Raw genomic sequence first — 26,437 nt, 5'->3', positions numbered from 1 at the left:
AGGTATGTTATCTTTTTAAACGGTTTTGTCGGTTATATTATGCTCCAGTATTCTTAAGGATGAACAGGGAGGGGGAGGAATGAAGGGGAGGGTGACGCTTTTTGTGTTTTCTCTTCTCTCATTAGGGGTTCTCTTCTATCTTTATGGGGAGCCCTTGGAAGGGAGGGGGGCGATATCTGGTAAGGTGAGTTTACGAAAGCCCGTTTCTGCCCCTATTTATGTCCGGGCATATCCCGCACCGAGGAGGAGACCAATCCCCGATATCTTCGCTGAGCCCCCTTTTTCTCCCTACAAGATGGTTAAAGTGGGGAAGGGCGGTAGATATCGTCTGGATGATCTTCCTTCTGGGAATTATGCTGTGTGGGGGTTTGCCGATATAAATCGAAACGGGAGGGTTGACTTTGATCTCGCAGAGCCTACCGGGTGGTTCTCTTCCGATGGTGGGTATATCACTCCAGTGAGGATCGGCAAAGGGACGGCGAAGAGGGGTATTGATTTCGCCCTTACCGCTCCAGTTCTGATAAGGACAAAGGAAAAGAGATGCAAAAATGGACTTCTGAGGAAAATAAAAGGATTTAATGTGCTCCACATATGGGGTACTCCTGAAGAGCTCGGTTATGCCCAAGGTTTTCTCCTCGCCTCCCAGATCCGGGATATGGTAGAGTTCGTTTCGATTGAGTTTTTCGATGGTTCAGCTACCCATTATGAGAGAGTGATTATCCCCTATGTAAAACGGCGGCTTGTGTTTCCCAAGCGGGCTCTTCGGGAGCTTAGAGCGATGCTTTTAGGGATGAGGGATAGCGGGGTTGATCTTTATCTCCCTTCCCTTAAGCGTGAGGTGAACCTCTTTGATCTGGAGGCATTAAACGCCTATGGGGAATGGTGGGATCTGGGTTATCTGGCGACTCGCTATCGCTGCTCATCAGTCTCAGCCTGGGGTAAGCGCACTGAGGGGAGCGAGCTTAAAGGAGAACTTATTATTGGGCGGGATATGGATGGGGAGAAGGACCTTCGGCGCACGACCATCCATCATCTTTTGATCACCGCCTATGAACCGGCAGGGAAAAACCGGTTCATCTCAATTATGTGGCCCGGTTTTATCGGCACTTACTCTGGAATGAACGAAGAGGGGGTTGGGTTATTTGATCATGCAGGGAATAGCCTTACTGATAAAGAACTTAGTGGATTTATTCCCTGGAGTATTACCTGTCGTATCCTTTTGGAAGAGTTAGGAGCAAAAGATGGTCCTGAAAAGGTGGAAAGAATCTTTGATACTCTGAGAAGTAAACACGGTGGCGTGGTCGCTTGTGGCGCAATTCTCCATCTCGTTTTCCCTTATGATGGGAAAAGGGTCCCCGCCTGTATTGTCGAGGCGGATAGGGAGGGGGAGGTCGTCCGAATGCCCGGCGATGTTCCCCCTTATGATAAGTTTTCTCTCGCTTGCACCAATACCTTCCTCAAGTACAAACTTTCCCCTCTCTCCCCTGTTTATAACTGTCCTCGATATACCAAGTATAGGGAGAGGATCAGAGGTCTCATTGCCCAAGGTTTGCCAGTAGGGAGAAGAGAGATAGTGGAAATGGTGGGAGCCGGGGGGAATGTGACCACAGAACACACCATCATTTTTTATCCCGGTCGACTCCAATTTGAGCTTGCCAATGAGGATCTGAAGAATGGAGTGAGGGAGGCAGCTTTCTGCCGTTTCGTTAAGTTCGATTTCAATGAGTTATTTAAGAAGTAAAATTCAAGGAGGGTTTTCCTTATGGAGGTTAAGGCCTACGGATATCGGGATGAGGAGGAGGTCCTAAAGACGGTTATGGACCCGGAGAGTCGTGTTGAGTTCATCCGGTTGGTCTTCACCGATATCCTTGGACGGCCAATGGATTTTTCAATCCCCAACTATGAGATGGAAAAAACGTTCTCCGAGGGGAAGGGGTTTGATGGTTCGTCGGTAGAGGGGTTCGTCCGAATCGAGGAGAGCGATCTCATAATAAAGCCGGATCCTACCACCTTCCGTATCCTTCCTTGGGAGTATCAGGGGTTCAATCATGGCGTTCGCTGGCGGGAGGCGGTGATATTTGGCGACATATTGACCCCAGACAAAAAGCCCTACCAAGGCGATAGTCGTTATGTGTTGAAGCGAGCCCTTTCCCGGGCATGTGAGGAGTTGGGCGTCGATAACTTTATGGTAGGACCGGAGCTTGAGTTCTTTATTTTCCCCAACGAACACGAGCCTACTCCGCTTGATCGTGGAGGGTATTTTTATGGAGGGCGTCATGGTGAGGTAAGGAAGGAGATCCAGCTTCTTCTTAGAAAGATGGGGATCTTCTCCGAATACGACCACCATGAGGTAGCCCATGGACAGCACGAGATCGACCTCCGCTATTTGAACGCCCTTGAGATGGCGGATGTGGGGTTGATCTTCCGCTATATGGCGAAGAAGGTAGCTCGGATGCATGGGGTTTATGCCACCTTTATGCCCAAGCCGATAAATGGGGAGAACGGCTCGGGGATGCATGTCCACCAGTCATTGTGGCGAGAGGGAAAGAACCTATTTTTCTCCCCTGATGATCCCTATCATCTCTCCGATGTAGCTAAGGGGTATATGGCGGGCTTGATCCACCATGCTCGGGAGATAACCGCCGTTTTGAACCAGTGGGTAAACTCTTACAAACGGCTTATTGTGGGGTATGAAGCACCGGTCTATATAGCTTGGGGGCAGAGGAATCGTTCCGCTTATATCAGGGTTCCCGAGTATCAACCGGGCAAAGAGCAGGCGACCCGGATCGAGCTTCGCTCCCCGGATCCGGGGGTGAATTTCTACTTGGCTTTTGCGGTGATGCTCACCGCCGGTCTCGATGGGATAAAGAAGAAATATCCATTGCCAGATCCCGTGGAGGAGGATATTTACGATATGTCGCAAGCGAGGCAACGGCGCCTCAAGATAAGAACTCTTCCTGCTAACCTCGAGGAGGCGGTGAGGGAGATGAAGAGGAGCGAACTCCTCAAGGAGACATTAGGAGACCATATCTTCAATAAGTTTATCGCCAATAAGGAGGTGGAAATAACGGAATACAAGAAGAATGTAGGAAGGGAATATGACAAGCAGGTGAGCGAATATGAAATATCCCGCTACCTGCCGGTACTTTAGCCAAGGAGTACTAAGATGAGGAGATGGTTTTTCCTTTTTGTTTCGTTGGTTTTCCTTTTATCTCTCTTTTGTTCCCCTTTGTCGGCTTATCCTCTTAAAGGCAAGGGCAATCCAGTAGTGGTGATGAAGACCAATATGGGAAATATCACGATTAAGCTCTTCCGGGATAAAGCGCCGATCACCGTGGACAACTTCCTGAAATATGTCAAGTCCGGGTTCTATAACGGGCTCATCTTCCACCGGGTGATCCCGGGGTTCGTCATTCAGGGAGGGGGGTACACCCCAGATATGCTGCCCAGGAAAACGAGACCCGCGATCAAGAACGAGGCGACAAATGGATTGAGCAATCTCCGGGGCACCATAGCTATGGCAAGGACCCAGGTGATCGATTCTGCCACCTCTCAGTTCTTCATCAACCTGAAGGACAATAAGTTTCTGGATCATAGAGGGAAAACACCCGACAAGTACGGGTACGCCGTCTTTGGAAAGGTGATCAAGGGGATGGATGTGGTAGATAGGATTGCAAAGGTTCCCACCGGTAGGAAAGGTCCCTTTTCCGATGTCCCCAAGAAGCCGGTAATAATAAAGTCTGTGGTGATTATTAAAGAGTAGTTGACCAAATATGTGAGAGGAGCTTTCTGCCGTTTTTAAGAGGGAGGGAGAGAATTTAAAAAAGAGCGGTTCCCTTAGCGAAGGGGATCGCTCTTCTTGACTTAGGGGCCGTCTCAAGGCATAATCAAGTTTGGATGCCAAGGGAGGAGGAAATGTGCCGAAGGGTGGCTATTTTTTTGATACCGTTTATCTTTTTCTCCCTCTTTCTACTGGGGGCGGAGGAGAAGATAAGTGGAAGGTATCGGTTCAATGGAGTGGCGGGTTATCTTCATCCGGGACGCACGGGATGCGAGGACACCACTTCTGTTTTTTTAAGCTTTGAGTATCTTTTCTCAAGAAATGTTGGGATGTCTTTTGGCGGTGGCTTCACCAATTTCCGGGGACCTCACGAGATTATGATAGGGGGACAGGAGCTGAAGGGATATATGGAGCAGTTTTCTCCCCTTGATATCAGACGGCCTAGGCTCGAACTTCAATACGGAACCATAGGTCTCCTTTTGAGATTCCCGGCGGGTAAGCTGGCGCCCTATATCAACTTGGGGGTGGGTGCTTACCAATATACTTATACTCAGGATATTTTTGGCAGGGATCCTCAGACTGGACAAAGTGGTCTCCCCCTCCCTCTCTTTTACCGCAACACATCTTTCGGAGTGAATGGGGCAGTAGGTATGGAGTATCTTATTACCGAGTTCCTCTCCGTTAAGTTCGAGGGGAATTATCAACGGATATTTTCCGATCTTATTAAAAGCCAATTTGTGGTAAACGCCGGTTTCGGCTTCATTTTCGAGTAAGGTCAATTTTCATATCCAAGGCCACTCGTTTTAGGAAGGAGGATTCTTATGGCTGAAATAGAGATTGGGATTATCGGAGGAAGTGGACTTTATAATATGGAGGGTCTTTCCGGGGTAAAGGAGGTCGAGATAGATACTCCCTTCGGCGCTCCTTCGGATAGATATATCGTGGGAGAGCTTGAAGGAAGGAAGGTAGCCTTTCTGGCAAGACATGGAAGAGGACATCGTTTCCTTCCCTCTGAGATAAACTACCGGGCGAATATCTACGGTTTCAAGAAACTCGGGGCAGAATGGATCATCTCGGCGAGTGCGGTGGGGAGTATGAAGGAGGAGATAAAACCGACCGATATAGTGATCCCGGATCAGTTTTTCGATCGGACGAAGAACCGGATTTCCACATTCTTTGGGGAGGGGATCGTCGCCCATATCTCATTTGCTGATCCCCTTTGTCCTACCTTGAGTGAGATCCTTTATCGGGCAGGGATGGAAGTGGGGGCTACGATGCACAAGGGCGGGACTTATGTCTGTATAGAAGGACCTCAGTTCTCCACCAAGGCGGAGTCCCGTATCTATCGTAGTTTCGGTGTTGATGTGATCGGGATGACCAACCTCACCGAGGCGAAGTTAGCCCGGGAGGCAGAACTTTGTTACGCTACCCTCGCTTTGGTTACCGATTACGATGTCTGGCACGAGGCGGAAGAATCGGTGACGGTGGAGATGATCGTAGCCAACCTTACGAAGAACGCCGAGACCGCAAAGCGGATAATTAAAAAGGCAGTGGCGATGATCCCGGAAGAAAGGAAGTGTGGTTGTGCCACCGCCCTTAAGGATGCCATTATCACCGATAGAAAGGCTATTCCGGATGAGGTTAAGAAGAGGCTTTCCCTTATAATTGGGAAGTATCTATGAGGAGTGGGTCTAATGGACATCGTGGTAGTGGGATCAATTGCTCTCGATTCGGTAGAAACGCCGTTTGGGAAAGTCAAAGAGGCTCTTGGTGGTTCCGCAGTTTATTTTTCGGTGGCAGCGAGCTTCTTCGTCCCGGTGGGGTTGGTGGGGGTAGTGGGGGATGATTTTCCCAAAGAGCATATAGTTCTTCTTGAAAGTCGAGGTGTGGATACGAGTGGTCTTGCGCGGAAGCCGGGAAAGACCTTCCGCTGGGTGGGAAGATACGATTACGATCTCAATAAGGCACACACCATCTCCACTGAGCTCAATGTTTTTGCTGAGTTCGAACCGGAAATCCCAGATAGATTGAGGAAAGCTCCTTTTCTCTTCCTTGCCAATATCGATCCTGAACTTCAGGATAAGGTGCTCTCCCAGATCACATCACCGAGGCTCACCGCCCTTGATACGATGAACTTCTGGATAGAGGGGAAGCCAAACGAACTTGAGAAGGTAATATCTAAAGTGGATATCCTATTGATAAACGATGCCGAGGTGAGACAGTTGGCTGACGAGCCCAATTTGGTAAAGGCGGCGAAAAAGCTTCTTTCCCTTGGTCCTTCGCGGATCGTGGTGAAAAGAGGGGAGTATGGGGCGATGATGTTCTCTCAGGAGGGAATCTTCTTCGCTCCTGCTTACCCTTTGGAGCGACCGGTCGATCCGACGGGCGCGGGTGATTCCTTCGCTGGCGGGTTTCTTGGGTGTCTTGCCAAGTCGGGAGAGCTCTCCGAGGATAATCTGAGACAGGCAGTGGTGATGGGGAGCGTGATTGCCTCTTTCACTGTGGAGGATTTCAGCTTAAACCGTCTTCTCAAGCTCAAGCCCGCCGAGATAAAGGAGCGTTTTCGCGAGTTCATCAAGTTGACCAGGTTTGAGGGAAGCTTCCCCTCCATCTGATCCTATGATTATGAAGGGATTGCTTGAGAGGATGGGAAGGTGTTCCTTTCTCTTCCTCGCCCTTATTATCTTGCTGGTGACCGTTTTCTTGCCCTTAATTGGAGTTTTGCTAAGGCTTCGATTCTCTCTCCCCTTTCTCATCTCACTCCCGCCCTACTTCCTAATGATCTCGCTTCTTTACAGAGGAAGAAGGAGGGAAGCGGTTTATCTGATGTTGTTTTGGGCGTTTCTCCTGGGAGCGGTGATGAGCCTCCTCGTCTATTTCCTACCCGAGAAGACCGCGGTTTCGATAATAAACGGTCCTCCTTACCGAGATGAGATGTTTTACTGGGTTAAAACGGGGATAGGAAAGGAAGGGACACCTTCACTTTTTATCCCCGAGCATCTCATTCATCTTGGGGTGTTTTTGCTTCTTTCTTTAGTGAGTGCAAGCTTTCTTGCGATAGCCCTTGGTGCGGTGCTCGTTGATTATATGGCGTTCTATGTGGGAAGCCTTCTTCTCCACTCGAGAAGCTTTGCCCTCACCTTCCTTTTAGGATGGCATTTCTGGTCTCTTATTCGGATTGTCGCCTATGTCATCCTCGGTGTAGTGCTTGCCGAGCCCCTTCTCTCCCGGATCCTGAAATACCCCTTCCGGCTCCGTGATGTTAAATGGTATCTCCTTATCGCCGGGATATGCCTCATTGCCGACATCTTATTGAAGGCGCTTTTCGCCCCTTCACTTAGATCGGTTCTTCTCAGGCTGGTTATTCTGCCTTAGTCTGGAAGTAGACGACTGAGAAAGCCTTTGGCAAGGGTTAGCTCGAAATCCCTTGCTTTTACCCCGATCTCCCGGGGGTCAGGAATGCCCAAATCCCTTGCTGGGACGATGGCGTGAGAAAGGTGCATCCTTATCCTGATGAACCTGCCAGTCTTCCCGGGAAGGGGGATTATTACCCGCTTTGGGGCATCGTTATTTAAGGTTAGGCGAACCTTCTCCTCCCCATCAACGGTGAAGCTCACGGTCAGGGGACGGGTGGCGAGATCAGGGAAATGGGCAGATATGGTGAGGGAAAACGCTTCGGGCTTTTTCCTTGATTTTACCAATATCTCTGCCTCTTTCTTGCTCCAGCGGAAGCGAGTTCCCCCTTCTTCCTCCCAGGAGTGCCAGCCGTAGCTTAGAAAATAGCCCTCCTCTCCCTTCTCCACCATTTCCCTAAAGATGTGGAAGTAATCGGTGATGGTCTCGCCATCGATGGTGGGAAGGGAGAGAGTAGGCTTGTCCTCGAAGTAGGAGGAGACCCTCTCCCCACTGATCCACCCCTCCCTTTTTGCCAGGTAGTAGCTTTCGGTCTCAGGATAGGGCTGGAACATTGAGAGACAGATGCGATCCGGCTTTATCCTTCGGTTCAGGCGAATGGTGTCCAGTATCGTCTCCTCTGTCTCGTAAGGGAGCCCGATCATATTGAACGACCAGCATTCTATTCCTGCTCCCCTCACCAGTTCGAACGCCCTTATTATCTCCTCGTCCTTTATCCTTCTTTTCAGGATATCGTTTCTTATTCGACTGTTTCCGCTTTCTACCCCCATCTTCACCTGGAAGCAACCTGCCTTTTTAAGTAATGCTACTATCTCCTTATCGACCAGGTTTACCCGGGCATTGCACCAGAAGGGGAGCCCCACCCTTTTGGGGTATTCTTCGGCAAATTGGGAGAGCCAGCTTCGGTTCATAATGAATATGTCGTCGTCGAAACCTATCCGTTCGATGCCCGGGTAGCGGGCAACCACCTTCTCGATCTCAGCTATGAGGTTTTCCACATCCCTTAGGCGGACAAAACTACCAAGTCCTTTGTATTCCTTTATCAGATAGTGATTTACACAATAGGTGCAGAAGTAAGGGCATCCCCTTCCTGCCATAAATTGAGCTTCCCTTTGGGTGTCCACCAACCGCTGAAAATCGATGAGCTCCCGATCAGGGAAGGGAAGGGCGTTTAAATCTTTGATTAGAGGCCTGAGTGGGTTTTTGATCGTCTTCCCCTGGTGGCGAAACCAGAAGTTCTTGGTTCCCAGGTAATCCTCCTTTTTCTCGAGGTGGGAGACGAACTCCGCCATCGCCTCCTCCCCCTCACCGCGACAGACGCCTATTACATTTTCCAGAGCGAGACATTCCTCGGGGCAGGTAGTGGCGTGGATCCCACCGATCACCACCGGCGGGGCTTCTATTTCGGCGAGGAAGGAGCATATCTCTTTCGTCAGGGGAAATTGATCGTAGGTGGTGGAGATGGCAATGAGATCCGGACGGAACCGGGAGAGTTCTTCTTCTATTTTCTCTTTCTCCAGCCGGTGGATTATTATCCCCCGGGTTTTATGTCCTTCCCTTTTTAGGACAGCGGAGACATACCCTATCCCCTGCCCGAAGCAGGTCGGCTGAAGTTCTGGTGGAGGGAAGGGATAGATGAAAAATATCTGCATTAGACCTTACCCTAAAAGTAGAAACGGAGACCTCCGTTTATATGAATTCCGCCGAGGTTAACCTCCATATTGGTTGTAGTTAGCAGCTCAGGTAGCGTTGTCTTCCCATAGAGATAGTTGGCGCCCAAGTTTAGTCCGAGGTGGTTGCTTACTCGATAAGTTATCCCCCCTCCAATGATCGCGCCAGTAGTGGAGAAAGTCGTCTTCGTGAAAGAGGAGTGGTAGTCGAGAATTTGGCTGTTAACATCGATATCTACCTGGAGAAAACTAACAAGATCGATGTTGCCCTTTATGTAAACGATCCCTCCCCGGAGATAAGGATTGATAGTAGAACAACCCCCGAAGTTGTATACAAGACCGAATTCTCCAATGTTGTAGGTTGTCTTCCCATTGGTGAGGGTAAATGATATCGGCTGGAAGGAGGGATATACAATGGAAAAGTCAAACTTCGCATTGAGCTTTCCGAAAAATCTATCATAGCCCGCATATACTCCAATGTGATCGGTGAGTTTCACCCCACCTTCAACTCCGAGAATTGGATTGGTGTAGATGTTGTATTGACCGCTTAATTCTGTTCCTAATAGGGAAGAGGTAAAGCTATGAGAGAAATCGGGCATAAGGTAGCCAGCGTTGACTCCAAGGTAGAAACGATATCCCTTATCCTTGGCTACTGCCGCAAGGGAGAAAAGAACAGCGAGGGCGATTACCGTTAATATCAGCAGAGTTTTTCGCATCTATCTTCCTCCTCTCCGTTTTTCGGAAATGGTGTAATACCCTTTCCTTGTCCTTACCTGAACTCACTATACACTTGTGGTTTACCTCCTGTCAACTTCTGAAGGGGCGTAATACCCCTTCCTTGTTCTTGCCTTAAGCGATTTTTTCTTAAGTAGCACCTTGATGGTGCGGAATTTTCCATCCCGTTTCTGGTTGGTCGAGACATAGCCGAGTGAGTACTGTGTCTTGAGGTCATCCGCAATACCCTGATAGATCCTTACCAGCTCGCCAAGGGAATTTGGGAAAAAAGCTTCCCCGCCGGTCCAATCAGCAAGGCTCTTTAATACCACCTCACCGTAGCCCCGATTGCGTACATAGGGGTTTTTAGAAAGGGGCATTGGCGGCGCCAGCTGATACCCCATTATACCGACGGAGTATATTTTCACATTGGTTCTCTTTGCCTCTTCGAGGACCTTTTCCTCGTCTATCTTGCCTACTGTGTCGTAGCCATCGGAAAGGAGGATTATCGCCTTTCTTCCGTGCTTTTCGCCGAGTAGTTTCAGGGCATCGTAAACCGCTTGATTGAGAGCGGTTGCCCCTGCTGCGCTTATGCTCCTTATGGCTGATATCAATCTCTCTCTGTTCCCTGTAAGAGGTTCAAGGAGCTTGGGTGTATCAGCAAAACTCATAACAAATGCCTGATCTTCATCGGCAAGGTTCTTTATGAACCGGATAGCCGCCTCTTTTGCCCTGTTTATCTTTGATCCTCTCATACTACCGCTCGCATCGATGAGTATCCCAACTACCAGGGGGCGTTTTTCCCGGCTGAAATGGGTCACTTTCTGCAAAACCCCATCCTCGTAAACGAGGAAGTCATCCTTTCCTAACCCTGAGATATATCTCCCCCGCTTATCGGTTACCGTTACATCGAGGGTGACCAGCTCCACCTTTGCTTTAAATACGAACCCCTCAAGATCGAGGCTAACGATGGCATCCGATGCCTTTTTGCCACTTTCGGTATAGGCTATTACCTCGATCAATTGACGGTTGAACTTATTCCCGAAGTCGTAGGTTGTCTCATAAGGTGGTTCCCGATCGGTGGCGATCAGTTTCTTGTTTACATAGAACTCAACCCGGCTCACGATCTCTCCGGGTGGTATCTTCACCTCAGCGATTATTTTCTTCTTGCCAGCAAGGTAGCTTCCTCCTTTAGGTGAGGTTATCTTTACCGAGAAGAGTACTTTCTTTGCCTCCTCTTGTTCACCTTTCTCCTCCCTTTTCCCTCTTTCTACCGCCCGCTCGAGCCTTTTTTCGAATGCCCGTTTAGAGTAGTAACCGATAACCACTACCTCGTGGGTGGTTGGCTTATCTCCAAAATCGTAATGGCATTCGTAAGGTTTTTCATTATCCACCGCTACCCTCTTTCCATCGATGATGAATTCCACAAAGAGCAAATCCGGATCATCGAAGTTCAGGGTAATCCTCTGCTTGCCGTATATGACCTGTTTTTGTTTTATAAGGATCTTGGCATATGTCTCCTCTTTTCCTCCCTTGCCCGATACCTGAGCACCTACGGAGGATAAGGGGAGGAGGAGAAAAATCGATGATAGGATGATGATCAAACGCCGTTTCATATCTTGACCCCTCAAAGTTGATAAAGTTCCCTTCGCCTATTCTCAAGGGTAGGAAGGGCTTCTCGTACTTTCCTTATTTCTTCGAGGTCGATCTCAGCTACAACCACCCCCTCGCCATCGCCGAGCCGAGCGATTACTTTTCCATCTGGAGCGACGACCTGGGAACAGCCGGGAAAGGTGAACTTGCCAGAGATCCCCACTCTGTTTACCCCAGCGACGAAGTATTGATTCTCCACCGCCCGTGCCCGGAGGAGAAGTTCGAAGTGTTCTATCCTCTCCCGGGGCCATTCGGCGGGAAGGAGGATGATCTCAGCGCCGGCAAGGGCGTAGCTCCGGAATAACTCTGGGAAGCGAAGATCGAAGCAGATAGCAAAGGCGATCTTTCCAAAGGGAGTTTCCACCAAGGGGAGCGATTCCCCTGGAGCAAAATACTTCCCTTCCTTCATCAGGGGGAAAAGATGAGTTTTGCTATAGGTGAGTATGACCTTCCCCTGAGGGTTATGGAGGGTTGCTATATTGTAAAGCCTATCCCCATCTTTAGCGATTAGACTTCCTGCAATGAACAATCCCTCTTTCGCCGCTATCTCCCCTACTTCGGCAAATATCCCTTCCCCCAGAGGGTAGGCGTGAGCCTCAATATTTGGAAGATCGTAACCCATTGCCCAGAGCTCGGGAAGAAGCACCATATCGGCGCCTCTCTTTTTGGCTTCGGAGATTAACGCTTTCGCCCGAGCTATGTTCTCCTTTACCTTTCCCAAATCGATGTCGAATTGGATCAAACCGAGTTTGAATTTGCTCATCTCCTCTCTCCCTATGGAGCAGCATAATATCCTTCCCGGGCGCGGACGATCAGATCAGGACGGTTCTTGACCACCACCTTTATTCGTCGCCAACTGCCATCCCAGTCCTGTCTTTTAGGGATGTAGCCCAAGGCATACTGACTCCTAAGCTCTCTTCCGATCCTCCTGTATACCCCGGGAAGGCGATTTATGTAGTTTGGGAAGTAAGCCCTTCCTCCGGTTACCTCCGCTAATTCGGTCAATTGCTTTACGGTAAGCTCGGTCTCCCTGATGAATGTCTGAGAGAAGGTCAACTTCTGGAGACCCACGGTGTAGATGAGGACATCTGACTCCCTAACATAATCGAGTACATCCTCGAAGGAGAAGTGGCTGTCTGTATCATCCCCGTCGGAAAGGAGGATGATCGCCTTCTTACCAGAAAGATGTTTGAGAAAGCGGACAGAGTAGGCTACTGCGTCATAAAGGGCAGTTCCTCCGTTCGGGGTCATCTCATTGATGGTATCGATAAGCTTCTTCCTGTCCCCGGTAAGGCTCTGGTAGAGATATACCTTGTCGTCGAATCCCATAATAAGGGCGCGGTTCTCCCCGGTTATCAGTCTTTTGACCAATTCTACCGCAGAGTCCCTCGCCCTCCTTATTCTCTCACCATACATACTGGAGCTTATATCCATCAAGAAGGCAAGCGAAAGCGGTGTTTCTTCTTTAGAGAAGTTTGTTATCGTTTGGGGAACACCATCTTCATAGACGATGAAATCGTCCTTAGTTAGACCAGAAACATAACTTCCCTCCTTATCGAGCACAGTGACATAGACCGAAACGAGGTTTACCTTCACTCGGTAGCTCGCCGTCACCGCGGAAACTATTACTCGATCGCGGGCGAAGGTCCCGTCGCTGGCGAAGGCGATGACCTCGATCACGGTTCTCGTACTGACGGCTGGAGCCTGCCACAAGACACGGTAAGGCGGGGCGGTAGCGGTACCAATGAGGCGGTCGTTTACATAGAACTCTACCCGAGATATGGAGGTCCCTGATGCCCTTTCCACCTCAGCAATGATCTCGGTGGGACCAGAGGGAAATGAGCCCGCTTTAGGCGAGACGATTTTCACCTTCAACCCCGAGGGTGGGGTGAAGGAGAAGAAAAGAGCACCCACCACTATGATGGGAATGAATTTCTTCATCATTAATCTGCCTCGATCTTATATTGTAGCATCCATTTCGTTGGCGAGAAAGGAGACTATTTTATGACGACTGCATTGTTTAAGGAAAGAGCGGGCTTTTCTCCCTTACGGATTTTTTCTCTAAGTTCCTTTTGGTCCCTCACCAGAAAGAACCTTGCTTCAATCCGGGCTCTTCCTTTGCCGTTGGGGATGAGGTAATAATCGTTGATCATCCTTCTCCCTTTTGGGGGCAGGGATATAAATAGAGTCCTCTTACCCTTGGTTCTCAGTCCGGGGAAGCTCGAGAAAATGACTAAACCCACATTTATCGGCTCATTGGTTTTATTGGCTATCTGAAGGGAAAACCCATCCCGAAGGTAAGCGCCCTCCTTTTTGAAATCTCTTTTGAGATCGAGGGCTCCTATATCGAGAACACGGTCGATGGGAAAGAGAATATCGCCCAATCTCTTTGGCCTTTGGAAGAAGAAATAGTTGTTTCTTCTCGCTATATCGGGAAGCATCTGTTCTGGATCGAGCTCCGCTCGACGAGGTGGAGCTTTAGCGGTAAAGGTTATGCTTTCTCTTTTTTCCTCCTCCTTCAGACTAAACTCGAGCTTTTCCCCATCGGAAAGAAGAACGGTGAGCTTAACAGGCATCGAAGCGCTCCCTTCGCGTACTACTTCGATCGATCCTTGCCATTGGTTCCCACTTTTTCTGAGCTCTCCTCTTTTAATAGCGTAGTCCAGGGTATTCTCTTCTTTTATCCATTGGTTGAAGAAGAACGACAAATCCCTTCCTCCCACCTCCGAGGAAAGAGCTACCAACTCGTCATAACCAGGGGGAGACTGGGGGAATCGATCGAGTAATTTCCTTCCCAGTTCCCAAAGCTTTCTTTCCCCTATTAGATAGGCGAGCATCTTAATAACGGCGTATCCCTTCCCTCGGGCGAGTACCTCTTCCCAGTTCGACATCTTTCCCTTTATTTCCCCTATTGGTCTTAAGAGGGTGGTGTTCTCCCCTTGTTCCGCCGCAGTAATGTAGTAATCCCGATAGTTTTTATAGGTGGGAAGATAGGTTCCTCCGGCGCGGGTATAACTTTCGCTCATAAACAGGGAAAAACCCTCGGTGAGCCAGGGGATGTAGTTCCCCGGATCCGCCAGCCATTCCCCGAAATACTCCCGGGCTAAGAGATAGGAGAGCTCGAACCTGAGAAAGCTCAAAGCGAAATCGAAGCCGTAATCGGTAATGAGTTTCTCGAAGGAATCGTTCAGGATGATGATGCCGGGAGCCACCTCTCCCTCTAAGTCGGTTTTAGGGATCAGTACTATCTCCATTTCCTCCCCTGGAAAGAACCCGAGCCGGTTTCGGTAATAAGATATGATGTCCGAGGCGATGGTACCAGCGCGGATGGCAAATCTCTTCTTTCCTTGCTGGAAATAGATGTTTAACCTCACCCCAGCGCTTTCCGTTGATACCTTTTTCATCCCCTTCCCGATGACCAAGGTGAATCCCCTTATGTCTCCTTTCGAGGAGGATAATTTCTTTGGAGAAGGACCTTCTTGCTCTGCCTTCCCGGAGGAGATCACGGTATATCCGAGGGGAAGGGTGACCTCGATCAAGTAGTCTCCCCGGTTTCGGAACCAAGGGTTTTTCCAGGAGACGAGCCGAGGATACCAGCAGGGTTTTCCTCCTTTGGTGGTGTCGAGAAGGAGGATATATTCGTTATGGGGAAGATCGGTTATCTTGAAGGTTATCTTAATTGAATAAGAGCCACCGGGAGGGAGGGGGGAGGGGAGGGTTATGTTGATAAATCGGGCGTTCATTTTTGATATTTGAGTAAGCGAAAGCCGAGAGGTGGAAAGAGGGGTTCCCCTGATATCCGTGATGCTTGTTAGTTTTATGCCTCCTTTGTAAGCTGGTCCTACGCGGAGGGTTAATTCCGAAAGCTCCTTTTTACTATCGTTGGTGAAGGTGATCGTCTCTACCGCCTTAATTTCTCCAGCAGTTGGATTTAAGGTAAGGCTTATGTGATAGCTTACCTTAGCCAGGGCAGGGCTCGCGATGATGGCGAGAAAGCAAATACTTGCCAGGAACGAACTTTTTATTTTTATCATTCCTTCACCACTTTACATTATAGTCCTAATTTATCAGAGAAGGAAATCCTTCCGTTGGATTGAACGGTGGACAGTTTTAATTGAGATGGGATTTGAGTTTTTACCCGGTGAGGTTTTCACCGCTCCCACAATTTGCGGTCGAGGCTTCTGTATTGGATTGCCTCAGCGATGTGACTGCTTTTTATCTCTTCTGCTCCTTCGAGATCGGCTATCGTCCTCGCCACCTTTAGAATCCGATAATGGGCGCGGGCGCTTAGACCGAGCTTCTCCACCGCCATCTCGAGGAGCTTTTTCGAATCGGCGTCGATCTTGCAAAAGCGCTCGATGAGCTTGGCTGACATCTGGGCATTGGCGTATATCCCTATTCCCTTGAAGCGGTTGAGCTGGATCCTTCGTGCCTCCTCCACCCTTTTTCTTATCTCCTCGGAGCTCTCGCCCGCATTCTTACCTGCGAGTTCCCGATAACTGACCGCAGGAACATCGATGTGAATATCTATCCTGTCCAGAAGTGGTCCTGATATCTTCGAGATATACCTTCTTATCTGGAGAGGGGTACAGGTGCAGTTATGCTTTGGATCGCCGAAATAACCACAGGGGCAGGGGTTCATCGAAGCGAGCAACATAAAGCGAGCAGGGTAGGACACGGTGTGGGAGGCTCGAGAGATGGTGACCACTCCATCCTCCATCGGCTGTCTCAGTGTCTCGAGCACATTCCTTGGGAACTCGGGAGCTCGTCCAGGAATAAAACGCCGTTGTGGGCAAGGCTCACCTCCCCAGGAAGAGGATAGGTTCCCCCTCCAACCAAGCCAGCGTTCGAAATGGTGTGATGAGGCGAGCGGAAGGGCCTTCGCGCCATCAAGCCATCATCGAGGGAGAGGAGCCCGGCTACCGAGTGGATCTTGGTGGTCTCTATCGCCTCCTCGAAACTCATCCGGGGAAGAATGGAGGGAAGTCTTCTTGCGAGCATCGTTTTTCCTGCTCCTGGTGGTCCTATCATCAGGATGTTATGCCCACCAGCAGCAGCTACTTCGAGCGCCCTTTTTGCATGGATCTGCCCCCTGACATCGGCGAAGTCGTCGCTATAGACGCTTTTTTCCCTGAAGAGTTCAGCGAGATTTATTTTATGGGGCTGAATCTCCATTTCTCCATTCAGGAATTGGACCGTCTCCGGGAGGCTTTCCACCGGATAGACCTCGACATCGGAGACCACGGCTCCTTCGGTGGCGTTTTCCTTGGGGAGGATGATCCCCCTAACCTTCTCCTTCCGGGCACAATCGGCGATGGGGAGCGCTCCCCTGATGGGACGGACTGCCCCATCTAACGAGAGCTCCCCCAGAATTATGAACTCTTCGATCGTCTTTTTCTCGACAAGACCGGTAGCAGAAAGGATGCCTATCGCCATAGGGAGATCGAAGGCGGAGCCCTCCTTCCTTATGTCGGCGGGAGCGAGGTTGACCGTTATCTGCTTCACGGGGAAGGAGTACCCACAGTTTTTTATCGCCGCTTTGATCCGTTCTTTGCTCTCCCGAACCGCGGTATCGGGAAGCCCCACCGTGGAGAAGCCAGGAAGCCCAGGAGAAACATCGACCTCCACCCGGACGAGGTAGGCGTCGATACCATAACAGGAGGCGCTCAACACCTTAGCCAACATTGGACATCTCCCTCAATTGTTGGTATAGATGGTGAGTTCGTCTCCGGGGTATATCTTGCTCTTTTTGGAAAGACCGTTCCACTCGCAGATCTTATCCAGAGGGACATTGAAGTAGTTGGCGATGTCGTATAAGGTATCGCCCTTTTTTACCTTGTAGGTTATCCTTCCTGTTTTGTTATTTCTTCCTCGGTATACCTTGCCCGCCCAGATTACCAGGCGCTCCCCAGGGTGGATCGGTTTTTCCGGAGAGAGGTTATTCCAGACCATAATCGAGCGGACATCGGTGCGATATCTTTTGGCAATGCTGTAAAGGGTATCTCCCCGGCGTACCCGATGGACAATCCGTTCCCCAATGCGGTAGTTTCTTCGCGATCTGGTGGATGGTAGATTAAGGGTGGGGATGTAGCGGAAGCTGCCCGGTCCCATAGGGATGATGAGGGTTTGCCCTTCTCTGATGAGATGGGCGTTCCTCAGTCTGTTCGCTTTGCGGATGGCGGTTACCGTGGTACGATATTTCTTTGCTATGAGGGATAGGGTCTCTCCCCGACGCACCCGGTGGCGCCGCCAGATGAGCCGTTTTTCCTTGGGGATGGCAGCGAATTTATTCAAAAAGCGGGTCTTCGTTCCCTTTGGTATTTTCACCCAGTATTCCCTTACATTGGCTGGGGTGGTGAGGCGCCGGAGCTCGGGGTTGAGTTCGACAATTTGGGATAGAGGGACCCCGGCACACTGAGCGATCACCCGGAGGTCGGTACAACTGTCGATCTTGACCTTCTCGTATGGTACCGGTTTTTCTTTAGCAGTGGAGAAGCCGAACCAAGTTGGGTTCTTCGCTATTATGATGCTTGCTAAGATAGCAGGCACATAGTTCCTCGTTTCCCTTCTTATGTATCGGCTTCGGGCAAGGCGCCAGAAGTCCTTGGTCTTTAGCCTCCTAATTGCGCGGAGTATTTTATTCTCACCAGCATTATAGGCAGCCATCGCCAAATACCAATCGCCAAATAGGTTGTAGAGGTCTTTTAGGTGCCTTGCTGCTGCCCTGGTTGCCTTCTCTGGATCGGAGCGTTCATCTACCCACCAGTTCACAGTTAAACCATATTTCCGCGCTGTTCCCGCAATAAATTGCCATAAGCCCTTGGCGCGAGCCCGGGAATAGGCATGCACCTTAAAAGCGCTTTCCACGATCGGCATATAGGCGAGGTCCTCTGGGAGCCCTTCTTCCTTGAATATTCTCTTTATCATATCGAGGTAACGCCCAGAGCGTCGAAGGGCAGCTTCTATCTCCTTTCTCCTCTCGTTCTGGAAGATGTTGATGAAAGCTTGAACTGCGGGGTTGAAGGTCATCGGGATATCGTAGGTGATTCCAGAGAGATTGAACTTCTCTCCCTCTCCGCTTAGCTTTTTCTCCTCTTTTGCGAGGTCTATCTTCTCTATTTCGTCTATTATTGAGGGCTCCGTTGGGGCTTCTGTTATACCTGCTTCCTTTTTCAGGAGTGAGAGCTCAAGGGAGTATATCTCGTCCGAAATCTCGTTGAATGTGTCTTTAAGTTCTTGCTCTTTTTCGAGATTAAATCCTGAGGTGAGGATGATCTCGATCGCTTTGTTGAATTCCTCTCTTCCCCTATCGATATCACCGAGGGAAAGGGCTTCTTTTCCATCGAGGAGGTGTTTTTCTGCCTGGGCGATTACCTTCTCCAGCTCTGAGCCGGTCTCCTTTCCCTCGTCGGGTTTCTCCTTTGTTGTCCTTTCTATGTTCTGATTGGGGAGGTTTACCACCATTGGTTTGTTGGTGGCACAAGAAGAGAGTATAAGACTTATGAATAGGGGTATAAAGAATGCTCTCCGTGCCTTCATTTATGACTCCATTTTTTCCTTACCATATAAGCTCTCTCTCGTCAACCAAAACCTGCATTATTTCTTGGATTTTAGCTTGGTGAAGGCGTCCGAAAAGGGGTTGACAGGTAATTTTATTTAATGATATCTTTAAATGCTTAAAAGCGATGGATTTTTTTTAACTTAACTTTAGGTGAGGTGCACTAATCGAGTTTATAAAGGCGGAGGTCGGCTATGGGCAAAACAATGGCTGAGAAGATAATTGGGGAGCATGCGGGAAGAGAGGTTAAAGCGGGGGAGATCGTACTCGCTAAGGTTGATGTTTGCTTGGTTCAGGATGGAACTGGTCCTTTGGCAGTGCGTCAGCTGGAGAAGATGAACTTGGTACAGGCGGCTAACCCCGATTACACCGTTCTCTTCCTCGACCATGCTGCTCCCAGCCCTCGGAAGGAGCTTTCGAATGACCATATGCTTCTTCGGGATTTCTCGAAGAAGACGGGGGCTATCGTCTCCGAGATAGGAGATGGGATCTGTCATCAGGTGATAAATGAACGGTATGTAAAGCCGGGGGATATCCTGATTGGAGCTGATTCCCACACCTGCACTGCGGGTGCTCTCGGTGCCTTAGGCACTGGGATGGGGTCTACCGATGTTGCTGTGGGTATTGCTCTTGGTAGGACCTGGTTTCGTGTCCCTGAGACATTCCGTTTCATCATAAACGGGAAACTGCCTGATGGGGTTTATTCTAAAGATTTAATCCTCCATATCATTGGGATGATCGGCGCCGATGGTGCCACCTATAAATCGATGGAATTCGTCGGTGATACCATAGAGAATATGGAGCTCGAGGAGCGGATGACCCTCTCCAATATGGCGGTTGAGGCGGGAGCAAAATGCGGTCTCATCTTCTCCGATGAGAAAACCAAGAGGTTCCTCGCCCAATACGGAAGGGAGGGGGATTATCGTGAGGTTAGGGGCGATGATGATGCTGAGTTCGAGAAGGTCTATGAGATCGATGCGGGAAAGCTCGTTCCCACCGTTTCTTTCCCCCATACGGTGGATAATGTCCGCACCATCGATCATCCCGACTGCAAGGATGTGAAGATAGATCAGGTGTTTATTGGCACCTGCACCAACGGTAGATTGAGTGATCTCAGGGTAGCGGCGCAGATACTCAAGGGGAAGAGGCGTCATCCGGACACCAGGCTCCTCATTGGTCCTGCCTCGCGCAAGGTCTATATGGATGCTTTGAAGGAAGGGTTGATCGATATCTTCCTTGAGGCTGGGGCAACCATCCTACCTCCTGGTTGCGGGCCCTGCGTTGGGGTACATCAGGGGGTTCTTGGGGATGGAGAGCGGTGTCTCTCTACCCAGAATAGGAACTTCAAGGGTAGGATGGGCAATCCTAATGGTTTTATTTTCCTCGCTTCTCCGGCGACAGCTGCTGCCACTGCCATCGCCGGGAAGCTTGCAGATCCGAGGGAGGTGCTAAAATGAAGCTGGTAGGGAAAGCATGGAAGTTTGGGGACGATATCAGCACCGATCACATCGCCCCAGGGCGTTATTTCCATCTCCGTTCAAACCTCCCTGAGCTTGCCAAACATGTCCTTGAAGATGCGAGGCCCGAGTTCGCGAGCTCGATGAGCAAAGGAGATTTCGTTGTCGGAGGGAGGAACTTTGGACTCGGCTCGAGCAGGGAACACGCTCCAACCATCATCAAGATTGCCGGGGTGAGCGCGGTTCTCGCCAAATCCTTTGCCCGTATATTCTTTAGAAATTGCATCAATGTGGGACTTCCTGCTATCATCTGTGATACCGATAAGATCGATGAGGGAGATGAGCTTGAGGTGGACCTCGAGGCAGGAAAGATCGTAAATAAGACCAAGAACATCGAACTCACCTTTCCTCCGCTTCCCTCGGTGATGACCAAGATCTTGATGGATGGTGGGTTGGCAGAGCATATCAAGAAGCACGGTGGTTTTAAGCTTGATTGAGGCTTTACCCCCGGAAGGGGTGTTTTTATAGTGAATTAACCTGTAATCATCCATAGGAGGTAGAGTTATGTTCAAGAAGCTTGAGGTCCCTAAAGAAGGGACTAAGATTGAGGTCAAGGACGGCAAGTTGGTCGTCCCTGATGACCCGATCATCCCTTACATCGTTGGGGATGGAATCGGTCCTGACCTCTGGAAGGCAGCTATGCCCGTGTTCAACGCCGCGGTGGAGAAGGCGTATGGTGGTAAGAGGCGAATCGTCTGGATGGAGATCTTCGCTGGAGATCGCGCTATGGAGCGTTATGGTGAGGTCCTTCCTGAGGACACCTTCAACGCGATAAGGGAGTTTATAGTTGCCATAAAGGGTCCCCTTACGACCCCGGTTGGTGGGGGATATAGGAGCCTTAATGTTACTTTGCGGCAGGTGCTTGACCTTTATGCCTGTGTCCGTCCAATCAAATACTACCGTGGTGTTCCCAGTCCGGTAAGGCGTCCCGAGAGGATGGATATGGTGGTGTTCCGGGAAAATACCGAGGATGTTTACGCCGGGATCGAGTGGGCTAAGGGTACTCCTGAGGTGAAAAAGGTGATTGATTTCCTCAACAAGGAGATGGGGTGTAATATCCGTGGGGATTCAGGAATCGGCATCAAACCGATATCCGAGTTTGCCACCAAGAGATTGGTGAGAAAGGCGATCCAGTATGCTCTCGATTATGGCAGGAAGAGCGTGACCCTGGTTCACAAGGGGAACATTATGAAGTACACTGAGGGTGCTTTCCGCGATTGGGGCTATGAACTGGCGAAAGAGGAATTTGCTGATGTTACCATAACCGAGACCGAGCTTTGGGAGAAGTACAATGGGGAGCAGCCCGAAGGTAAGATCGTGATCAAGGACCGGATTGCTGACAATATGCTTCAGCAGATATTGACCAGGACCAATGAGTACGATGTTATCGCTCTTCCCAATTTGAACGGCGATTACCTCTCCGACGCCTGCGCTGCTCAGGTAGGTGGTCTTGGTATGGCACCTGGTGCCAATATCGGAGATTATCTTGCTCTGTTCGAAGCCACTCATGGAACCGCTCCCAAGTATGCGGGACAGGATAAGGTCAACCCCAGCTCCCTCATTCTCTCTGGCGCGATGATGTTCGAGTACCTCAATTGGCGTGAGGCAGCAGACTTAATCAAGCAGGGGCTTGAACGGACGATTATGAACAAGACGGTCACCTACGATCTCGAGCGGCAGATGGAAGGGGCAACCAAGGTTAAGTGTTCCGAGTTCGGCAAACTTATTGTGGAGAATATGGGTTAATTTATTTCATAAAACGGAGAGTGTCGCAATGAAAAGGAGAAAGATATCGGTCATAGGCGCTGGGCATGTGGGTGAGGTCACTGCTCAGCGCATCGCTTACAAGGAATTGGGTGATGTTGTCCTCCTCGACATCATCGAGGGGATGCCTCAGGGGAAGGGGCTCGACCTGCTCGAGTCCACCCCGGTAGAGGGGTGTGATACCAATATCATCGGCACCAACGATTACGCCGACACCGCTGATTCAGACATCGTGGTCATCACCTCTGGATTTCCCAGAAAGCCGGGGATGAGTCGTGATGACCTTCTTCAGGCGAATTTCAAGATAGTGAAGGAGGTTACCGAAAAGGTCGTCGCCAAGTCACCCAATGCCATCATCATTACGGTAACCAATCCCCTCGATGCGATGGCGCAGACCGTCTTCAAGGTGAGCGGCTTCCCCAAGAATCGAGTGATGGGGATGGCGGGGATACTTGATTCCACCCGCTTCCGTACCTTCATCGCTCAGGAGCTCAATGTCTCGGTAGAAAATGTCCATGCGCTGGTTCTTGGGGGGCATGGCGATACGATGGTTCCTCTGCCTCGGTTTTCCACGGTGGCTGGGGTGCCGATAACCGAGCTTCTTCCTAAGGAGAGGATAGATCAGCTGGTCGAACGGACAAGGAAGGGCGGTGGTGAGATCGTTGCCCTCCTCAAGACCGGTAGTGCCTACTATGCTCCTGCTTCCTCCATTGCCGAGATGGTGGAAGCGATAGTTAAGGACAAGAAGAAGATCCTCCCCTGTGCTGCCTATCTTGAAGGTGAGTACGGGATAAACGGTCTTTTCGTTGGGGTTCCGGTCAAGCTCGGTGCTAACGGGGTGGAGGAGATAATTGAACTCAAGCTGAACGAGGAGGAGCTCTCTGCCCTCAAAAAGTCAGCGGAATCGGTGCGCGGATTGGTAGAGAAGATCGGGGTGATGTAGCATAAAATGCGTCGTATCGAAGCCCGGACAGTAAGCGAAAAGGTAGCTGAGCTTGCTGTCCGGGCTAATTATTTTTTGCCCGATGATGTCCTTTCTGCTCTGAGGAGGGCTGAGGAACAGGAGACCTCGGAGGACGGTAGATTCGTCCTTGCCAAGCTTATCGAAAATGCGGAGTTGGCGGCAAAAGAACATCTTCCTTTGTGTCAGGATACTGGGGTGGCGGTAGTATTTGTCACGCTCGGTGCCGAGGTGGTGATTACCGGGGGTAGCCTTCCCGAGGCGATAAATGAAGGGGTGGCTAAGGGGTGTCGAGAAGGGTATCTCCGAGCATCCATCCTTGCCGATCCCCTTAGAAGGGATAGAAACACGGGGGACAATACTCCAGCGGTTATCCATATCGAGATCGTCCCTGGCGATAGGTTGGTGATCGATTTCCTGGTGAAGGGGGCAGGGAGCGAGAATATGAGCTCGGTGGCGATGCTCGCCCCAGCGGAGGGGATAAATGGGGTGAAGCGGTTCATCCTCTCCGAGGTGGCGAGGAAGGGAGCGAGCGCCTGTCCTCCTCTTATCATCGGGGTAGGGATAGGAGGGACGATGGAGCTCGCTTCCACCCTCGCCAAAAGGGCGCTTCTAAGACCAATAGGGAAACGGAGCGAGGATGAAGCGATATCCGCCTTAGAAGAGGAACTTCTCCTCCTGGTGAATGAGCTTGGTATTGGTCCCCTTGGTCTTGGGGGAAGGACTACCGCCTTGGCGGTCAATATCGAAACCCATCCCTGTCATATAGCGAGCCTTCCGGTAGCGGTGAACTTAGGGTGTCATTCTCATCGACATCAGAGGGTGATCATTTGAGGGAGACGATGAACTTCATCCCGATAGAATCGCCTTTTTCTGAAGAGACCATCTCCCTCCTTCGTGCGGGTGATTGGGTGCTCATATCAGGAAGGCTGATAGCTGCACGGGACGCTGCCCATAAGCTCCTTTCCGAGATGATCAAAGAGGGGAAGGACCTTCCCTTTGAGCTTAAGGGAGAAACGATATATTATGTAGGACCGACGCCGCCACCGCCGGGGAAGGTGATCGGCTCGGCAGGACCGACCACCTCCTCCCGGATGGACCCTTATATGCTCTCCTTCCTTCAGGCAGGGGCAAGGGGGTTCATCGGTAAGGGACCCCGATCGCCGAGGGTAAGGGAGCTTCTCTCCCAGTTTAAAGGGGTTTATTTTGGCACCTTGGGCGGAGCAGGGGCACTTCTTTCAAAATATATAAAGGATAAGGAGGTGATCGCCTTTCCTCATCTTGGTCCTGAGGCGGTACTCAGGCTTAAGGTGGTCGACTTCCCCGCGGTGGTTATCTATGACGCCTTTGGCGGAGATCTTTTTGAGTTGAGGAGAAGAATCGATTAAGGGGGTGACTATGGCTAAAGAGAGAACGCTTTCCATCATAAAACCCAATGCGGTAGGAAGGAAGAAAGTAGGGGCAATTATCCAGATGATAGAGGAGGCTGGTTTTGAGATAATAGCGATGAGGATGGTGAGATTGACCAAGAAGGAAGCCGAGGCTTTTTATTATGTCCACAAGGGGAAGGACTTTTATGAGAGTCTTACCGATTTTATGTCTTCAGGGCGGTCGGTGGTGATGGTGCTCGAACGGGAGGATGCTATTAGGGAGCTTCGTGAGTTGATGGGGGCGACCGATCCCGCAAAGGCGGAGAAGGGAACGATCAGGGCTAAGTTCGGTGAGAACATAGAGCGGAATGCGATCCACGGTTCGGATTCCCCGGAAACCGCCGCCTTCGAAGTGAGCTTCTTCTTCCCTGATATAGAGCTCCTTCCTTCAAGATGATTGGGGGATAAAATGGAGGAAAGGATTAAGGCTTATTTTAAGGATAAAGAAAGAGCTATGGTTAGCTTCCTCACCCAGCTATGCGAGCTCGAGTCGCCCACCACAGAGAAGGAGGCGGTGGATATCCTTTCACGGTTTATTGCCGAGCGATTCAAGGAGCTCGGTGCTCAGGTGGAGGTTATCCCTCAAAAGGAGGTGGGGGATTGTCTCAGGGTGGAGTACGGTGAGGGGGAGGAGCAGGTTCTCCTCCTTTGCCATATGGACACCGTTTGGTCCCTGGGTGAGGTCAAGAAACGGCCAATAACGGAGAAGGACGGCAAGCTCTTCGGTCCTGGTACCCTCGATATGAAATCGGGCATCGTCATTGCCTATTATGCCCTTTCCGCCTTAAAGGAGCTATCCCTTAAGCCGAAGAGCAGGGTGGTGATCCTCCTTAATTCGGACGAGGAGATAGGCAGTCCCCATTCCCGCCAATTGATCGAAGAGGAGGCAAGAAGGAGCCGGGTGGTTTACTGCCTCGAACCATCCCTTCCCGGCGGGGCACTTAAGACAGTGAGAAAGGGGGTTGGGAAGGTGAAGCTAAGGGTCTTTGGGAAGGCAGTTCATGCGGGGGCGAATCATAAAGAAGGGATAAGCGCTATTGAAGAATTAGCCCATCAGATCATCTACATCCATAGCCTCACCGATTACTCCCGGGAGATCACCCTTAATGTGGGGAGGATAGAGGGGGGAACCCGTCCCAATGTGGTCGCCGCCGAGGCAGAGGCGGAGATAGATCTTCGCTTCCTCTCACCGGAGGATGGGGAGGAGATGATGAATAAGCTCCTCTCTTTGAAACCGAAACTCCCCGGTGCAAAGCTCGAGATAACGGGGAGGATCGCTTCTCCTCCATTGGTTAAGACAAAGGAAAATGCGGCGCTTTTTGAGAAGGTGAAGGAGGTGGGAAAGAGACTCGGGATCGCCTTGACCGATGGTATGTCTGGTGGCGGGAGTGACGCCTCGTTCGCCTCCGCGGTGGGGACTCCCACCATAGATGGGCTTGGAGCTGATGGCGAGGGCCTTCATGCCATAGGGGAACATGTGATCATAAGAAGCCTTCCTGAACGGGGGATGCTTCTTACCGCTATCCTTACATTAATTTAGGAGGTGTAATTATGAAGGTCAAAAAGGTGGCACTCGGTTATCTTATTCGTTTGGATAAGGGAGAGGATGTACTCTCTTCTTTGAAGAAATTTGTAGTGGAAAACGAGATAAAGAGCGGAGTTATCTTTGGGATCGGGACGATTGATAATGTCAAGCTAAGCTACTATGAACCGGAGGAGAAGAAATACTTTCATAAGGAGTTTAAGGGCTCTTGTGAATTGGGAAACCTTACCGCTAACATTAGCTACCTTAATGGGGAACCACTAATCCACGCCCATGCGACCATCTCTTCCTCTGACCTCTCCGCTTATACGGGTCATCTCTCCTCGGCGAGGATTGCCCTTACTGGGGAGTTCCTGGTGCTGACCTTCGATTTCGAGCTAACTCGGAAATATGACCCCGATACCGGGCTCAATCTGTGGAATCTCTGAGAGG

23 protein-coding genes and 1 pseudogene are annotated in these 26,437 nt (G+C 50.4%); 16 read left to right on the top strand and 8 right to left on the bottom strand.

Annotated elements, in window-relative coordinates:
- Positions 1 to 79 precede the first annotated feature (79 nt).
- The 7 genes from J7L64_05560 (at position 80) to J7L64_05530 (ending at position 7,156) form a co-directional block, all read left to right on the top strand.
- A complete protein-coding gene (locus J7L64_05560; protein ID MCD6451809.1) occupies positions 80 to 1,741 on the top strand; it encodes a hypothetical protein in 1,662 nt (553 codons plus the stop codon).
- Positions 1,742 to 1,762: 21 nt separating this feature from the next.
- Positions 1,763 to 3,151, top strand: coding sequence for a glutamine synthetase (locus J7L64_05555; GenBank protein MCD6451808.1), 1,389 nt, complete (start codon positions 1,763 to 1,765; stop codon positions 3,149 to 3,151).
- A 15-nt stretch (positions 3,152 to 3,166) separates the two neighbouring features.
- Complete coding sequence (locus tag J7L64_05550) at positions 3,167 to 3,763, top strand: peptidyl-prolyl cis-trans isomerase (protein MCD6451807.1); 597 nt, start codon at positions 3,167 to 3,169, stop codon at positions 3,761 to 3,763.
- A gap of 152 nt (positions 3,764 to 3,915) precedes the next feature.
- On the top strand, positions 3,916 to 4,554 hold the full coding sequence (locus J7L64_05545) for an outer membrane beta-barrel protein (protein ID MCD6451806.1): 639 nt from the start codon (positions 3,916 to 3,918) through the stop codon (positions 4,552 to 4,554).
- A 48-nt stretch (positions 4,555 to 4,602) separates the two neighbouring features.
- Entirely contained in the window at positions 4,603 to 5,463 is an 861-nt protein-coding gene (gene mtnP, locus J7L64_05540) for an S-methyl-5'-thioadenosine phosphorylase (protein MCD6451805.1), read from the top strand.
- Positions 5,464 to 5,475: 12 nt separating this feature from the next.
- Positions 5,476 to 6,396, top strand: a complete 921-nt coding sequence (locus J7L64_05535; GenBank protein ID MCD6451804.1) for a sugar kinase — start codon at positions 5,476 to 5,478, stop codon at positions 6,394 to 6,396.
- A gap of 10 nt (positions 6,397 to 6,406) precedes the next feature.
- On the top strand, positions 6,407 to 7,156 hold the full coding sequence (locus tag J7L64_05530) for a hypothetical protein (GenBank protein ID MCD6451803.1): 750 nt from the start codon (positions 6,407 to 6,409) through the stop codon (positions 7,154 to 7,156).
- Here J7L64_05530 and J7L64_05525 read toward each other — a convergent pair.
- From J7L64_05525 to J7L64_05490, 8 genes and pseudogenes are all read right to left on the bottom strand, one after another.
- Positions 7,153 to 8,847 carry a cobalamin-dependent protein gene (locus J7L64_05525; protein MCD6451802.1) on the bottom strand — a complete coding sequence of 565 codons (1,695 nt, stop codon included), beginning with the start codon at positions 8,845 to 8,847 and terminating at the stop codon, positions 7,153 to 7,155. The genes J7L64_05530 and J7L64_05525 overlap by 4 nt on opposite strands.
- A gap of 11 nt (positions 8,848 to 8,858) precedes the next feature.
- The gene (locus tag J7L64_05520; protein MCD6451801.1) at positions 8,859 to 9,581 is read right to left on the bottom strand and encodes an outer membrane beta-barrel protein; all 723 of its coding nucleotides are present in this window, start codon (positions 9,579 to 9,581) and stop codon (positions 8,859 to 8,861) included.
- An 81-nt stretch (positions 9,582 to 9,662) separates the two neighbouring features.
- Complete coding sequence (locus J7L64_05515) at positions 9,663 to 11,195, bottom strand: VWA domain-containing protein (protein MCD6451800.1); 1,533 nt, start codon at positions 11,193 to 11,195, stop codon at positions 9,663 to 9,665.
- Positions 11,196 to 11,206: 11 nt separating this feature from the next.
- Entirely contained in the window at positions 11,207 to 11,995 is a 789-nt protein-coding gene (locus tag J7L64_05510; GenBank protein MCD6451799.1) for a carbon-nitrogen family hydrolase, read from the bottom strand.
- An 11-nt stretch (positions 11,996 to 12,006) separates the two neighbouring features.
- Positions 12,007 to 13,176, bottom strand: a complete 1,170-nt coding sequence (locus J7L64_05505) for a VWA domain-containing protein (protein ID MCD6451798.1) — start codon at positions 13,174 to 13,176, stop codon at positions 12,007 to 12,009.
- Between the two features lie 53 nt (positions 13,177 to 13,229).
- Positions 13,230 to 15,266 carry a hypothetical protein gene (locus tag J7L64_05500; GenBank protein ID MCD6451797.1) on the bottom strand — a complete coding sequence of 679 codons (2,037 nt, stop codon included), beginning with the start codon at positions 15,264 to 15,266 and terminating at the stop codon, positions 13,230 to 13,232.
- A 116-nt stretch (positions 15,267 to 15,382) separates the two neighbouring features.
- A pseudogene (locus J7L64_05495) lies at positions 15,383 to 16,917 on the bottom strand (YifB family Mg chelatase-like AAA ATPase).
- Positions 16,918 to 16,929: 12 nt separating this feature from the next.
- Positions 16,930 to 18,771, bottom strand: a complete 1,842-nt coding sequence (locus J7L64_05490) for a LysM peptidoglycan-binding domain-containing protein (protein ID MCD6451796.1) — start codon at positions 18,769 to 18,771, stop codon at positions 16,930 to 16,932.
- A gap of 213 nt (positions 18,772 to 18,984) precedes the next feature.
- Here J7L64_05490 and J7L64_05485 point away from each other — a divergent pair, with 213 nt between their 5' ends.
- The 9 genes from J7L64_05485 (at position 18,985) to J7L64_05445 (ending at position 26,433) form a co-directional block, all read left to right on the top strand.
- Positions 18,985 to 20,247, top strand: coding sequence for a 3-isopropylmalate dehydratase large subunit (locus tag J7L64_05485; protein MCD6451795.1), 1,263 nt, complete (start codon positions 18,985 to 18,987; stop codon positions 20,245 to 20,247).
- Entirely contained in the window at positions 20,244 to 20,744 is a 501-nt protein-coding gene (locus J7L64_05480) for a 3-isopropylmalate dehydratase small subunit (protein ID MCD6451794.1), read from the top strand. Before J7L64_05485 ends, J7L64_05480 begins: the two co-directional genes overlap by 4 nt.
- 67 nt (positions 20,745 to 20,811) lie before the next feature.
- On the top strand, positions 20,812 to 22,053 hold the full coding sequence (gene icd, locus J7L64_05475; protein ID MCD6451793.1) for an isocitrate dehydrogenase (NADP(+)): 1,242 nt from the start codon (positions 20,812 to 20,814) through the stop codon (positions 22,051 to 22,053).
- Between the two features lie 28 nt (positions 22,054 to 22,081).
- On the top strand, positions 22,082 to 23,014 hold the full coding sequence (gene mdh, locus J7L64_05470; protein ID MCD6451792.1) for a malate dehydrogenase: 933 nt from the start codon (positions 22,082 to 22,084) through the stop codon (positions 23,012 to 23,014).
- 6 nt (positions 23,015 to 23,020) lie between these two features.
- Positions 23,021 to 23,866 (top strand): fumarate hydratase, encoded by an 846-nt coding sequence (locus J7L64_05465; protein ID MCD6451791.1) that lies wholly within the window; start codon positions 23,021 to 23,023, stop codon positions 23,864 to 23,866.
- Positions 23,867 to 23,874: 8 nt separating this feature from the next.
- Complete coding sequence (locus J7L64_05460; GenBank protein MCD6451790.1) at positions 23,875 to 24,420, top strand: fumarate hydratase C-terminal domain-containing protein; 546 nt, start codon at positions 23,875 to 23,877, stop codon at positions 24,418 to 24,420.
- Between the two features lie 10 nt (positions 24,421 to 24,430).
- Positions 24,431 to 24,859, top strand: coding sequence for a nucleoside-diphosphate kinase (ndk, locus tag J7L64_05455; protein MCD6451789.1), 429 nt, complete (start codon positions 24,431 to 24,433; stop codon positions 24,857 to 24,859).
- A 12-nt stretch (positions 24,860 to 24,871) separates the two neighbouring features.
- Positions 24,872 to 26,002, top strand: coding sequence for a M20 family metallopeptidase (locus tag J7L64_05450; protein MCD6451788.1), 1,131 nt, complete (start codon positions 24,872 to 24,874; stop codon positions 26,000 to 26,002).
- An 11-nt stretch (positions 26,003 to 26,013) separates the two neighbouring features.
- Complete coding sequence (locus J7L64_05445) at positions 26,014 to 26,433, top strand: DNA-binding protein (GenBank protein ID MCD6451787.1); 420 nt, start codon at positions 26,014 to 26,016, stop codon at positions 26,431 to 26,433.
- Positions 26,434 to 26,437 lie beyond the last annotated feature (4 nt).

The organism is Acidobacteriota bacterium (assembly GCA_021161905.1).
Lineage (GTDB): Bacteria > Acidobacteriota > B3-B38 > Guanabaribacteriales > JAGGZT01 > JAGGZT01.
Note: the sequence above shows the minus strand (reverse complement) of the source record. Positions and strands in the feature narration are given on the sequence as shown.

Bases quoted from the DNA above. Each gene is read 5' to 3' on its own strand.
- J7L64_05465 (MCD6451791.1), top strand. From the start codon at position 23,021: ATGCGTCGTATCGAAGCCCGGACAGTAAGCGAAAAGGTAGCTGAGCTT.
- J7L64_05530 (MCD6451803.1), top strand. From the start codon at position 6,407: ATGAAGGGATTGCTTGAGAGGATGGGAAGGTGTTCCTTTCTCTTCCTC.
- J7L64_05500 (MCD6451797.1), bottom strand. From the start codon at position 15,266: ATGATAAAAATAAAAAGTTCGTTCCTGGCAAGTATTTGCTTTCTCGCC.
- J7L64_05535 (MCD6451804.1), top strand. From the start codon at position 5,476: ATGGACATCGTGGTAGTGGGATCAATTGCTCTCGATTCGGTAGAAACG.
- J7L64_05515 (MCD6451800.1), bottom strand. From the start codon at position 11,195: ATGAAACGGCGTTTGATCATCATCCTATCATCGATTTTTCTCCTCCTC.
- J7L64_05450 (MCD6451788.1), top strand. From the start codon at position 24,872: ATGGAGGAAAGGATTAAGGCTTATTTTAAGGATAAAGAAAGAGCTATG.
- J7L64_05510 (MCD6451799.1), bottom strand. From the start codon at position 11,995: ATGAGCAAATTCAAACTCGGTTTGATCCAATTCGACATCGATTTGGGA.
- J7L64_05460 (MCD6451790.1), top strand. From the start codon at position 23,875: ATGAACTTCATCCCGATAGAATCGCCTTTTTCTGAAGAGACCATCTCC.
- J7L64_05525 (MCD6451802.1), bottom strand. From the start codon at position 8,847: ATGCAGATATTTTTCATCTATCCCTTCCCTCCACCAGAACTTCAGCCG.
- J7L64_05520 (MCD6451801.1), bottom strand. From the start codon at position 9,581: ATGCGAAAAACTCTGCTGATATTAACGGTAATCGCCCTCGCTGTTCTT.
- J7L64_05490 (MCD6451796.1), bottom strand. From the start codon at position 18,771: ATGAAGGCACGGAGAGCATTCTTTATACCCCTATTCATAAGTCTTATA.
- mdh (MCD6451792.1), top strand. From the start codon at position 22,082: ATGAAAAGGAGAAAGATATCGGTCATAGGCGCTGGGCATGTGGGTGAG.
- mtnP (MCD6451805.1), top strand. From the start codon at position 4,603: ATGGCTGAAATAGAGATTGGGATTATCGGAGGAAGTGGACTTTATAAT.
- J7L64_05545 (MCD6451806.1), top strand. From the start codon at position 3,916: ATGTGCCGAAGGGTGGCTATTTTTTTGATACCGTTTATCTTTTTCTCC.
- J7L64_05445 (MCD6451787.1), top strand. From the start codon at position 26,014: ATGAAGGTCAAAAAGGTGGCACTCGGTTATCTTATTCGTTTGGATAAG.
- ndk (MCD6451789.1), top strand. From the start codon at position 24,431: ATGGCTAAAGAGAGAACGCTTTCCATCATAAAACCCAATGCGGTAGGA.
- J7L64_05550 (MCD6451807.1), top strand. From the start codon at position 3,167: ATGAGGAGATGGTTTTTCCTTTTTGTTTCGTTGGTTTTCCTTTTATCT.
- icd (MCD6451793.1), top strand. From the start codon at position 20,812: ATGTTCAAGAAGCTTGAGGTCCCTAAAGAAGGGACTAAGATTGAGGTC.
- J7L64_05485 (MCD6451795.1), top strand. From the start codon at position 18,985: ATGGGCAAAACAATGGCTGAGAAGATAATTGGGGAGCATGCGGGAAGA.
- J7L64_05555 (MCD6451808.1), top strand. From the start codon at position 1,763: ATGGAGGTTAAGGCCTACGGATATCGGGATGAGGAGGAGGTCCTAAAG.
- J7L64_05505 (MCD6451798.1), bottom strand. From the start codon at position 13,176: ATGATGAAGAAATTCATTCCCATCATAGTGGTGGGTGCTCTTTTCTTC.
- J7L64_05560 (MCD6451809.1), top strand. From the start codon at position 80: ATGAAGGGGAGGGTGACGCTTTTTGTGTTTTCTCTTCTCTCATTAGGG.
- J7L64_05480 (MCD6451794.1), top strand. From the start codon at position 20,244: ATGAAGCTGGTAGGGAAAGCATGGAAGTTTGGGGACGATATCAGCACC.